Source organism: Rhizobium sp. RCC_161_2, assembly GCF_041355235.1.
In the GTDB taxonomy this organism is placed as follows: Bacteria; Pseudomonadota; Alphaproteobacteria; order Rhizobiales; family Rhizobiaceae; genus Rhizobium.
On record NZ_JBFUPL010000005.1, the window covers coordinates 157,257 to 169,855 of the forward strand.

The 12,599-nt window shown below is 62.3% G+C and carries 7 protein-coding genes; 2 read left to right on the plus strand and 5 right to left on the minus strand.

Annotated features, from left to right (window positions below; genetic code table 11):
• Window positions 1-2 precede the first annotated feature (2 nt).
• From murJ to mutS, 4 genes are all read right to left on the minus strand, one after another.
• Entirely contained in the window at window positions 3-1,604 is a 1,602-nt protein-coding gene (gene murJ, locus AB6803_RS15225; RefSeq protein ID WP_371109662.1) for a murein biosynthesis integral membrane protein MurJ, read from the minus strand.
• Window positions 1,601-4,516: a [protein-PII] uridylyltransferase gene (locus tag AB6803_RS15230; protein ID WP_371109663.1), complete on the minus strand. Its 2,916-nt coding sequence runs from the start codon at window positions 4,514-4,516 to the stop codon at window positions 1,601-1,603. The genes murJ and AB6803_RS15230 overlap by 4 nt, the downstream gene beginning before the upstream one ends.
• Before the next feature lie 157 nt (window positions 4,517-4,673).
• Window positions 4,674-4,967, minus strand: a complete 294-nt coding sequence (locus AB6803_RS15235) for a hypothetical protein (protein ID WP_371109664.1) — start codon at window positions 4,965-4,967, stop codon at window positions 4,674-4,676.
• 27 nt (window positions 4,968-4,994) lie between these two features.
• Entirely contained in the window at window positions 4,995-7,736 is a 2,742-nt protein-coding gene (gene mutS / locus AB6803_RS15240; RefSeq protein ID WP_371109665.1) for a DNA mismatch repair protein MutS, read from the minus strand.
• Window positions 7,737-7,848: 112 nt separating this feature from the next.
• Here mutS and AB6803_RS15245 point away from each other — a divergent pair, with 112 nt between their 5' ends.
• Window positions 7,849-10,137, plus strand: a complete 2,289-nt coding sequence (locus tag AB6803_RS15245) for an NADP-dependent malic enzyme (protein WP_371109666.1) — start codon at window positions 7,849-7,851, stop codon at window positions 10,135-10,137.
• 78 nt (window positions 10,138-10,215) lie between these two features.
• A complete protein-coding gene (locus AB6803_RS15250) occupies window positions 10,216-11,625 on the plus strand; it encodes an adenylate/guanylate cyclase domain-containing protein (protein ID WP_371109667.1) in 1,410 nt (469 codons plus the stop codon).
• A gap of 33 nt (window positions 11,626-11,658) precedes the next feature.
• On the opposite strand, the gene AB6803_RS15255 is transcribed toward AB6803_RS15250, so the two are convergent.
• Window positions 11,659-12,537 (minus strand): GNAT family N-acetyltransferase, encoded by an 879-nt coding sequence (locus tag AB6803_RS15255; protein ID WP_371109668.1) that lies wholly within the window; start codon window positions 12,535-12,537, stop codon window positions 11,659-11,661.
• Between the last annotated feature and the right edge of the window lie 62 nt (window positions 12,538-12,599).

A 12,599-nucleotide genomic window follows, 5' to 3' on the forward strand; every position in this document is an offset into this window, starting at 1 on the left:
TGCTACTCCCCGTTCACCACTTCCGCATCCGGTGCTGGCGTCCGCGGCTTGCGTTTCACATTGCGGCGGATCATGCCGATGTCGGCGCCGCCGATCAGGAAGGCGACGGTGAAGTAGACCAGCATGGAGATGCCGATCAACAGGCCGAGCGTGCTGACCTTGGTCAACAGCGATGCACTCGAGGCAAGCCATGGCTCCCAGCGGTGCTGGAGATAAACGACCATCGCCGTCATGACGCCTGCGGAAACGACCAGCAGCGCGGCACGGCGGGCGAGCGCCCATTCCCAGGTCAGATGTCCCCGACGCAACAGCGTCGTGAACAGCAGCACCGTGCTGATCCAGCCGGCCGTCGCTTCGGCCACGGCGATGCCGGGCGCGCCCATGTAAGGGAAGAGACTGAGCGCGATCGCGCAGTTGGTGGCGACCGCAACACCAGAGAACCGCATCGGGGTCTTGGTATCCTCGCGCGCATAGAAGCCGGGCTGTAACGCTTTGATCAGGACGAAGGCCGGCAAGCCAAGGCCGTAGATTGCCAGGATCGAGCCGACGATCAGAGTGTTTTCCTGATGGAAAGCGCGGCGTTCATAGAGAACGCGAATGATGTCATCCGAGAGCACCCAGAGCGCCATGGCGGCCGGCAAGGTCAGGAACAGCACGAACTCGATCGAGCGGTTCTGCAGATTGCCGGCTTCCTTCAGATGACCGGATTTCAGCGCGCGGGCCAGCTCCGGCAACAACACGACACCGACGGCGACGCCGACGACACCGAGCGGCAGCTGATAGATACGGTCGGCATATTGCAGGGCGGCGATCGCGCCTTCGCGGCTGGAGGCAATCGCCTGGCCGATCATCTGGTTGATCTGCGTGATGCCGCCGGTCACGGCGGCGGGAATGGCGAGGATCAGCAGACGCTTCACATTCGGCGTGAAATGCGGCCAACGGAAGCCGATGTTGATGCCGGCATAGCGCACACCGATATAGACGACGAGCAATTGCAGGATGCCGGCGGCGAGCACGCCCCAAGACAGGTACCAGGCGGTCTCCAACGGAACGGCGCCGAAATAGAGCGAATAGAACAGCGCTCCGATCATCACCACGTTGAGGAAGATGGGCGCCACGGCGGCAGCGAAGAAATGATGCAGCGAATTCAGCATGCCGCTCATCATCGCCGTCAGCGACATGCACATGAGATAGGGGAACATCACGGCCGCCAGGCGCACCGTGATCGAGAACTTCTCCGGATCGTCGGCAAAGCCCGGCGCAATAATCCAGCGCACGATCAGCGGCATGCACAGTTCCATGACGACAGTGATCAGGAACAGAACGGAAAAGAGAACGCCGAAGACTTCTTCGGAAAAGCGCTTGGCGCCGTCGATGCCGTTCGCCTCGATCTCCTTGGCAAACAGCGGCACGAAGGCGGCGTTGAAGGCACCCTCGGCGAAAAGGCGGCGGAACAGGTTCGGAAAGCGGAAGGCGGCGTAGAACACGTCGGCCATCGGCCCGGTACCCAGGGCGGCGGCCATCAGCGTTTCGCGGGCGAAACCGAAGATGCGGCTGCCGAGCGTCGCGCCACCGACGGTGATGAATTTCTTGACGAGGCTCATGCGGCAGAACCGGCTTTCTTTTCGGTATTGGGCTTTTCGGCATTGAGCGACCGCGTGGAGGCGGGCGCGATCATGCCGGACGGCATGCGCTCGCGCATCTCGTCCTCCTCACCCGCCATCACCGGCTTCAGGCGCGCGGTAATATTGGCTCGCTTGTTTTCGTTGGAGATCTTCTGTCCGACCAGATCGGTCACGTAGAAACTATCGATGACCTTCTCGCCGAAGGTGGTGATCCGCGCCGAGTGGATATCGAGCGACAAGTCCGAAAGAACCGAAGTGATTTCCGACAGAAGACCGGTGCGGTCGAGGCATTCGACCTCGATGACGGTAAACTTGTTGGACAGGCTGTTGGAGATCGTCACCGATGGCGGGATGACGAAAGCCTTGTTCTTACGGCGATTCTTGGTGCGCGTGGCGATGACTTCCGGCAGGCGCTTGCGGCCGGCCAGCACGTCCTCGATCATTCTGCCTATGGTGCCGGCCCGACGCAACTCGTCCGCATCGTCAGTGAATTCACGGCTGACATGGATGGTGTCGAGCGCGCGGCCATCCGCCGTCGTGAAGATCTGCGCGTCGACGATGTTGGCACCAGCTGCGGCGCAGGCGCCGGCGATAACCGTCAAAAGCCGCGGATGGTCCGGCGACAGCACGGTGATTTCGGTGATGGCGTGGAAGCTGTCGGTGCGCACCATCGTCGCCAGAACCTGGCCCGATTTGTCGGTCTGGCGGATGAACCGCGTATGGCGGATCTGGTCTTCCAGCGGCACGGACAGAAGATAGGGCTGGTAGTGCAGCTTGACATAGGCCTTGCGGGCCTTCTGACCCCAATCATCCAATGATGCTTCGAGCGCCTTGGCGGCGGCTTCCGCCCGCTCCTTGCGCGATACCTCCGAGAAACCGCCGGCCAGCAGCAGCTCGGTCTCGTAATAGAGCGTGCGCAGCAACTGCCCCTTCCAGCCGTTCCAGACGCCGGGGCCGACGGCGCGGATGTCGCAGACGGTCAGGATCAGCAGCATCTTCAACCGGTCGAGCGACTGCACCCGGTCGGCGAAGTCGATGATGGTCTTGCGGTCGGTGAGGTCGCGGGTCTGTGCGACCATCGACATGGTCAGATGTTCCGCGATCAGCCAGACCACCAACTCGGTCTGCTTCGGCGACAGGCCGAAGCGCGGGCAAAGCTTGCGCGCCACCTTGGCACCGGCTTCGGAGTGATCCTCCTCGCGGCCCTTGGCGATGTCATGCAGCAGCACGGCGACATAGAGCGCGTCGCGGTCCTCGATGCCCGGCATCAGCTTGTTGACGAGCGGATGGATATCCTCGGCCTTGCCCTTGTCGATCTCTGACAGCACCTCGACGGCGCGGATCAGATGCTCATCGACCGTATAGTGATGATACATGTTGAACTGCATCATCGAGACGATCTTGCCGAACTCCGGAATGAAGCGGCCAAGCACGCCGGCCTCGTTCATGCGGCGCAGGATCAGCGCCGGATCGCGCTTCGAGGTCAGGATCGCCAGGAACAGGCGGTTCGCTTCCTCGTTCTCGCGCAGATCATTGTCGATCAGCCCCAGCGAGCGGGTGACGCGCTTCAGCGCATCGGGATGGAATTCAAGCCCGTTGATATCGGCCACGAAGAACAGGCGGATGAGGCTTACCGGATCGCGCTTGAAGACATCGGGATTGGCAAGCGCGATGCGGCCGCGATCCTCGACGAACTCGATCGTGCCGGGGATCTTGCGCGAGCGATGGGCAAACCGGCTGATGACGCCGGTCAGGCCCGGCGTCGCCTTGGCCTGCTGGTCCTCGAGCGCCGCGCAGAGGATGCGGGTGAGATCACCGACATCCTTGGCGACAAGGAAATAGTGCTTCATGAAGCGTTCGACGGCGGAAAGGCCGGGGCGGGCGTGATAGCCGAGCGCCTCGGCAATTTCGCGCTGAATGTCGAAGGACAGCCGCTCTTCCGCCTTGCCGGTGAGGAAATGCATGTGGCAGCGCACGGCCCAGAGAAAATCCTCAGCCTTTTCGAAGAGGCGGTATTCCTGTTTCGAGAGCACGCCGAGCTTCACCAGCTCGACCGGATCGCGGACATGGTAATAATATTTGGAGATCCAGAACAGCGTGTGCAGGTCGCGCAGGCCGCCCTTGCCTTCCTTGACGTTGGGCTCGACCAGATAGCGGGTATCGCCGGCCTTGCGGTGGCGCTCGTCGCGCTCGGCAAGCTTGGCGGCGATGAATTCCGGACCAGTATTGGTGACGATTTCCTTGTCGAACCGCGTCTCCAGCTCGTGCGCCAGGGGCTCGTTGCCGCAGATATAGCGTGTCTCGAGGATGGCGGTGCGTACCGTCATGTCGGATTTCGCCTCGCGCATGCACTCCTCGACGGTGCGCGTGGCATGGCCGACCTTAAAGCCCATGTCCCAGAGCATATAGAGGATGAACTCGACCGCCTTGTGCGTCTCCTCTGCCGGTTTCGGCTGGAAGAGGAAGAGAAGGTCGATATCCGAGCCCGGCGCCAGCGTGTCGCGGCCATAGCCGCCGACGGCGGTAACGGTGAAGCTGCCCTTCTGCCTCGGATAGACGTGGCTGACCGTGAAGTCGTAGAGAACAGTGATGATCTGATCCTGCAGCCAGGAAATCCGGTGCGCGCAATCGAGCCCGCCGCCTTCTTCCGAGAGCAGGCGGCGCGCGTTTTCGCGGCCTTCCTGGCTCGCCTTCTTCAACAGAGCGAGAAGGGCCGAACGCTCGTCCTTCTTGTCTTCATGGCGCTTGGCGAGGGTCTCGCATTCCGCCCTCAGCGCGGGGACGTCGAGAATGACGGAGAAATCGATGTCATGCTTAACCATGCTCGGCCGACCGGAATCCTGTTCATTGACCGCGGCCAATTGCCGGCGCGCCTGTCTTTTCGTCTGCATGCGCTATAGCCTCTTTGCCCGGCGATTGACACAGGCTTTCTACGCCCGAATCCCGTAATCCGGCTTGGAGCCCAATTCCCCGAACCAGCGCTTTCGGGAGTTCTATCGGGTCAAGGTTGACGAAGAGTGACGGCTGTCGACGCAGAAATCGGCGGTTTTAGGGCTGCGGCACCACAAGCGACCGTCTCAGCTCGTTTATGCTATGCAATATGTTTCGCGATTGAGCACCGATCTGCGTCACCATTTCCCGCTCGCATTCCCAATAGCCGGCCTTGGCGATTGCAGTCGTGATGTCGGAAATCCGGCTGCAGGACAAGGCGATGTTGAGAAGCCCCCGATCGGACTCACAGTCGGGCGCTTCCCCCTCGCCGCAAATCTTGCCGCGCGCCGCAATCGGCGAAAAGCGGTCGGCGAGAACGCGGACCTCGGCAAGAAGATTTTCGATATGCATCCGATTATCCTTGGGAATCGCCTGTTATCAGCCGGCCTTGTTCAGAGTCTTTTTCAGTTCGTATAGCGCATCGAGAGCTGCGCGTGGCGTCAAATCGTCAAGATCGAGCGTCTTCAGCGCCTCCTCGACCTTAGACGGACCGCGCCTGCCGCCCGCCTCCTCGCGGCGGACCGCGACCTGGAAGAGCGGCAGATCATCGATGAGCTGGCTTGCCGGATTCTTGCGGTCGGCGTCCTCCAGACGCGTCAGAACGTCGCGGGCGCGTGCCACGACCGAGGCCGGCAGGCCGGCAAGCCGGGCCACCTGAATGCCGTAGGAACGGTCGGCGGCACCCGGCCCGACCTCATGCAGGAAAATGACGTCGCCGTCCCATTCCTTGACGCGCATGGTGGCATTGGAGAGCCGCTCGAGCTTTTCCGATAGCACGGTCAGCTCATGGAAATGCGTGGCGAACAGGCCCCGGCAACGGTTGGCCTCATGCAGATGCTCCACCGAAGCCCAGGCAATCGAGAGACCATCGAAGGTGGCGGTGCCGCGGCCGATCTCGTCAAGGATGACCAGCGAGCGGTCGGTCGCCTGGTTGAGGATCGCCGCCGTCTCGACCATCTCGACCATGAAGGTGGAGCGGCCGCGCGCCAGATCGTCGGACGCGCCGACGCGCGAGAACAGGCGGTCGACGATGCCGATATGGGCGGAGGCAGCCGGCACGAAGGAGCCCATCTGCGCAAGAATGGCGATCAGCGCATTCTGGCGCAGGAAGGTCGATTTACCGCCCATGTTCGGGCCGGTCAGCAGCCAGATCGCCCCATCCTTGCCATCTGATGTCGGCGACAGATCGCAATTGTTGGCGACGAAAGGGCCACCCGCCTGTCGGCGCAGCGCCTGCTCGACCACCGGATGGCGGCCGCCTTCAATGGCGAACATCCGGCTGGCATCGACCACGGGCCGGCAATAGGCCTGCTCTTCGGCGAGCAGCGCCAGCCCGGCGGCGACATCGATCACCGACAGCGCGCGGGCGCCGGCCTTGATCGCCTCTGCCTCGGCAACGACGGCCGCGACCATGTGGTCGAAGGCGGCCAGCTCGATCGTCAGCGCCTTGTCGGCGGCATTGGCGATACGGCTTTCGAGATCGGCAAGCTCCGTCGTGGTGAAGCGCATGGCGTTGGCCATGGTCTGGCGATGGATAAAGCGCGCCTTGGCTTCGGCGCTGTCGGTCATCGGCCCGGCATTGCCGGCGGTGACCTCGATGAAATAGCCGAGCACGTTGTTATGCTTGATCTTCAGCGATTTAATGCCGGTTTCCTCGGCATATTGCAGTTGCAGCCCGGCAATGACGCGGCGCGACTGGTCGCGGAGCGCCCGCACCTCGTCCAGCTCGGCATTCGCCCCTTCCCGCAGGAAACCGCCGTCGCGCTTCAGAAGCGGCAATTCATCGGCAAGCATCTCGGCAAGCAGAGCTTCAAGATCGGCAGGCAGAGAGCGGAGCCCGGCAAGGGCAGCTTCCAGCTCTTCCGGCAGAAGCGCCGAGCCGAGCATCCGAGCGATATCGGCGGCGGCACCGAGACCCTGGCGGATCGCCCAGAGATCGCGCGGGCCGCCCCGGTCGAGCGCCAGGCGGGACAGCGCGCGCGGCATGTCGGGCACATGTTTCAGTGCCGTGCGCAGATCGTTGCAAAGCGAGGGTTCTTCCACGAGGAAGCCGATCGAATCCAGCCGTTCGCTGACGCGCGCGGGGTCGGTCACCGGCGACATCAGCCGCTCGGCCAGCAGGCGCGCGCCGCCGCCGGTCACCGTGCGGTCGATCGCCTTCAGCAGCGAACCGTTGCGGTCGCCCGAAAGTGTGCGCACCAGTTCCAGATTGGCACGGGTGGCGGGATCGATGAACAGCGTCGAGGCGCCGCTTTCGCGCTCCGGCATCCCAAGCGGCGGCCGCTCGGCGATCTGGGTCTTTTCGACATAGGCAACGGCTGCCGCAGCTGCGGCAAGCTCGGCACGGGTGAACGTGCCGAAGCCATCGAGCGTCGAAACGCCGAAATAACGGGTAATGCGGCCCTCGGCGCTGGCGCTGTCGAAGAGGACACCCGGCTGCGGCACGGCCACGCGGCCGAGCACGTCGAAAACCGGCTTCAGCTCCGGATCGTGGAACATCGTGTCCGGCAGGATCAGCTCGCGCGGATCGATGCGCAGGATATCGGCAAGCAGCCGTGACGCCTCGGTCTCGGCCAGCCGGAAGACACCGGTCGATATATCGATCCAGGCCAGCGCCAGCTGCGGCTCGGTGCCACCGCGAATACGGGTGAGCGCCATCAGATAGTTGGATTCCGAGGGCGAAAGCAGCTTTTCCTCGGTGATGGTTCCCGGCGTCACAAGACGGACGACATCACGCCGGACCACCGATTTGCCGCCGCGCTTCTTCGCCTCCGCCGGATCCTCGATCTGCTCGCAGACGGCAACGCGGAAACCCAGCGAAATCAGCTTTTGCAGGTAATCATCGGCGGCATGCACCGGCACGCCGCACATCGGAATATCCTGGCCCATGTGCTGGCCGCGCTTGGTGAGCGTGATGCCAAGCGCCCGCGAGGCGTCGACGGCGTCCTCGAAGAACAGCTCGTAGAAGTCGCCCATGCGATAGAACAACAGCGAACCGGGATTGTTCGCCTTGATCTCGATATATTGCTCCATCATCGGAGTCGCGGAGGCACGACTTTCCTCCGAGGCAAGCTCGGCGGCCGAGAAAGCATCGACGCTGGTCATTATTCGTTCATTCACGGATGTGCAGTTTTTCCCAAAAATGAGGTGTCACCCTATCCGCGTGCCGCTATAGAAGACAACAGCTATCGGGCAAGAGGAACCGGTCGCCCACAGGAGGTTTGGAGGATACATGCCTGACACCAACACCACGTCGCGTCCAGGAACGGGGATCACCGATCAGGAAGCACTCGACTTCCACAAGCAGGGCCGCCCCGGCAAGCTTGAGATCAACCCGACGAAACCAATGGCGACGCAGCGCGATCTTTCGCTCGCCTATTCGCCGGGCGTCGCTGTTCCCGTAAAGGCGATCGCCGCCGATCCGGCGACGGCCTACGACTACACGGCGCGTGGCAACATGGTGGCCGTCATCTCCAACGGCACCGCCATTCTCGGCCTCGGCAATCTGGGTGCGCTCGCCTCCAAGCCGGTGATGGAAGGCAAGGCTGTTCTCTTCAAGCGTTTCGCCGATGTCGATTCGATCGATCTTGAGATCGACACCGAAAATGTCGACGAGTTCATCAATTGCGTGCGCTATCTCGGCCCTTCCTTCGGCGGCATCAATCTCGAGGACATCAAGGCGCCCGACTGCTTCATCATCGAACAGCGCCTGCGCGAGCTGATGGACATCCCCGTCTTCCACGACGACCAGCACGGCACCGCCATCATCGCCGCCGCGGGCTTAATCAATGCGCTGGAACTGACCGGCCGCGACCTCAAGACCACCAAGCTCGTCTGCAATGGCGCGGGTGCTGCCGCGATTGCCTGCGTCGAGCTGATCAAGGCGATGGGCTTCAATCCGGAAAACGTCGTGCTCTGCGACACCAAGGGCGTGATCTACCAGGGCCGCAGCGAAGGCATGAACCAGTGGAAATCGGCGCATGCGGTGAAAACCGACAAGCGGACGCTGGAAGAAGCCATGAAGGGCGCCGACGTGGTTTTCGGCCTGTCGCAGAAGGGTGCCTTCTCCGCCGAGATGATCCGTTCCATGGCCGACAGACCGATCATCTTCGCCATGGCCAATCCCGATCCGGAAATCACGCCGGAGGAAGTCGCCCGCATCCGCGACGATGCCATCATGGCAACCGGGCGCTCGGACTATCCGAACCAAGTCAACAACGTCCTCGGCTTCCCCTATATCTTCCGCGGGGCGCTCGATGTTCGTGCATCGACGATCAACGATGAAATGAAGATCGCCGCAGTGAAGGCCCTGGCGAGCCTGGCGCGTGAAGACGTGCCAGACGACGTGGTCGCCGCCTATCAGGGCGCAAGACCACGTTTCGGCGCGCAATACATCATCCCCGTGCCCTTCGATCCGCGCCTGATCTCGGCGATCCCGGTTGCCGTCGCGCAGGCCGCGATGGAAAGCGGCGTCGCCCGCCGCGCCATTCCCGACATGGCCGCCTATGCCCGCGAGCTATCGGCCCGGCGCGACCCGATCGCCTCGACGCTGTCGCAGCTTTACGAGCGCGTGCGCCAGCGTCCCAAACGCATCGTCTTTGCGGAGGCGGAAGAAGAGCAGGTCATGCGCGCCGCGCTATCCTATGCCAACCAGGAGCTGGGCACTGCCATCCTGCTTGGCCGCGAGGACCTGATCCACGCCACCGCGGAGCGCGCCGGCATCGACCTCAACCGGCCCGGCCTCGAAATCGTCAATGCCCGCATTTCCAAGCGGGTCGAGGCCTATATCGACTATCTCTACGCCCGGCTGCAGCGCAAAGGCTACCTGCACCGCGACGTGGCGCGCCTGATCCATAACGACCGCAATCACTTCGCCGCCTGCATGGTGGCGCTTGGCGATGCCGACGGCATGGTGACCGGCGTAACCCGCAACTATTCGACCGCGCTCGAAGACGTGCGCCGCTGCATCGACGCCAAGCCGGGGCACCGCGTCGTCGGCGTGTCGCTGGTGCTTGCCCGCGGCCGCACCGTCTTCGTCGCCGACACCGCCGTCCACGACATGCCGACGGCGGAGGAGCTGGCCGATATTGCCGAGGAAGCCGCCGGCTTCGCGCGGCGCATGGGCTACGAACCCCGCGTCGCCATGCTGGCCTACTCCACCTTCGGCCATCCCTCGGGCGAGCGTTCCGAACGGGTGCGCGAAGCCGTCAGCATCCTCGACAAGCGCTATGTCAAGTTCGAGTTCGACGGCGAAATGGCCGCCGACGTGGCGCTGAACCGCAAGATCATGGAGAGCCAGTATCCTTTCTCCCGCCTCTCCGGTCCCGCCAACGTGCTGGTGATGCCGGCCTTCCACTCCGCCGCAATTTCCACCAAGATGCTGCAGGAACTCGGCGGCTCCACCGTCATCGGTCCGCTGCTCGTCGGCCTCGACAAGCCGGTGCAGATTACCTCGATGGGCGCCAAGGATTCCGATATCGTCAACATGGCGGCGATTGCCGCCTATGGCGGGGGATCCTAACTGGGAACCCATATCATGGAGGGTCGGCGGTCAAAGAAAGACGATGGCCGCCGCCTCAATTGGGTGTAGAATACGAAGATGAGTGAAGCTCGTCCCCTCTTTGGAACGCTGCGCCATTCAGCGCGGCCAGATATTGTCGACGCTATCGAGCGGCTCGTCCTTGAGGCGCCCGACCGCAAGCTCAACCGCGTGAACGCCCTTGCCTTCGCAGCCGATCATGGCTTCGATGAAGAACAGGTTATTAATGCGTTCCTGCATGCATCCCGGCTTGGCCTGTTCGAAATATCCTGGAATGTTCTTTGCCCCGGCTGCGGTGGGGTGCTGGACGCCAATACTTCTCTGAAGACCGTGCAGAGCGACACCTATAGCTGCGCCCTTTGCGCAGCCGGATATGAACCGACGCTCGACGAGATGGTCGAGGTCACCTTCACCGTCAGCCCCCGTGTGCGCCACATCGAGGCGCATAATCCGCACGAGCTGTCACCGTTCGAATATTTCCGCCAGATCTATTGGAGTTCAGGCGTCGACCTGCCTGAAGAAGGCTATGAGGCGAAGGTCGACGAATTCGTGCTGGAGTCGCTGGAACTGCCCGCCGGAGAGAAAGCGGTATTGTCGCTGCAATTGCCGGCGGAGTTCGTCATCATCTTCGAGCCGGTCACCCATGCGGCGCAATTCCTTGATGTCAAGGGCGAACCGTCACGGGAACGCCAGACCATCTCGCTCGTCTTCGATCGCCTGCATCGGCACAGCGATCCCATCACTCTGCGGCCCGGTCCCCTGCGTATTGTGATGGAAAACCATACGAATGTCCGCGCGCTGCCATCCGTTTGCGTGGCGAACGACGCCCTTCACGAGTTGCTCGGCCATCGCCGCCCGTTCCTGACCGCAAAGCGCCTGCTTTCCAACCAGACCTTCCGTGACATCCACCGCACCGACACAATCGATGTGGACCAGCGGCTGAAGATCACCAGTCTCACCTTCCTCTTCACCGATCTGCGCGGCTCGACAGAGCTCTACGAAAGGGTCGGCGATCTCGCGGCCTTCGACCTGGTCAGAACCCATTTCGGCATTCTGCACGAGATCGTCGCCGATGAGGCGGGCGCCGTCGTCAAAACCATAGGCGATGCTGTCATGGCGACCTTTCCCAGCCCGGATCGGGCGTTGATCGCGGCGATGCGGATGCGCGAAGCCATGCTCGGTCTCAACAATGAGCGCGGCAATAACGATCTTCTTTTGAAAATCGGTATCCATGAGGGACCGTGCATCGCGGTCAGCCTTAACGAGCGACAGGATTATTTCGGACAGACGGTCAACATCGCCTCTCGCGTGCAGCATCTGGCGACATCACGCGAGATATTCGCGACCGGCCCGGTGCTCGACAATCCCCGCGCCGCCGAGCTCCTGACGATGCGCGGCCTGAAGCCGGTCTCGCATCATGTCTCGCTTCGCGGCATCACGGATGAGATCGATATTTTCGCTATTCCCTGAGGGCTTTAACCGAGCGAATGGGGCTTGCTTCGATCAGCTCGCGAACCGGCCGGCGGCAGCGCCATAGTAGTTGACGTAGCGGTCCGAGATGCTGGCGATCGGCAGGACGATCAACACGTCTGTCGTATTGAAGGCATGGTCGACGACGGCATTGGAGCCGACCATGGCGCCGAGGCGCAGATAGCCCTTGATCAGCGGCGGCAACGCCATCAGCGCCTTCTTGGAATTGATAGCCTCGACGGGCATCAGGTCCATGGTGCGCGCGAGCGATGGCAACGCGCCGACGGTCCATTCATCCTTGGCAACGACGTTATGATAGAGGAAGGACAGCGCCAGTGCATGCTGTTCCGGACGGATGCCGGGGAAGGAGGCGCAACCGAACATGGCGCCCATGCCATGCTTCAGCGCATAGGCCCAGTTGCCCTGCCACAGCAATTCGACGGTGCGCTTGTTGCGATAGGCCGGCAGCACGCAGGAGCGGCCGAGTTCCATGAACTGCTTGTCGGGATGGCGGGCCAGAAGCGCGTCGACGTCGAATTCCGACGAGGAATAGAAGCCGCCATTTGCCATGGCCACTTCCTGGCGCAGCAGACGGTAGGTGCCGACGATCTGATCTTCGGTATCGCCTTCCAGCGAACGGTCGAGCACCAGCAGATGATCGCAGATCGAATCATAGCTATCGACATCGCGCTGGCGACGCATGGCGTCGGCCGGCAATTGCGCGTTCATCTCCTCGACGAAGACGCGATAACGAACAGCCTGAGCAGCGTCGATTTCCCGCGCCGTGCGAGCCAGGCGGGTTTCTAGATTTCCGATGCGTCCGAACACATCGCTTGCAACCGGTGCGATCGTCGCCTTTGAAGACTGAACCATTTCGCCCTGAGCTTCGCGATTCAAAATTTCGATGGACATGACGCCTCCCCCTCGGCGGGTTGATATAGCGCCATAAAGCAAATTCTTGCGACAGGAAAGTG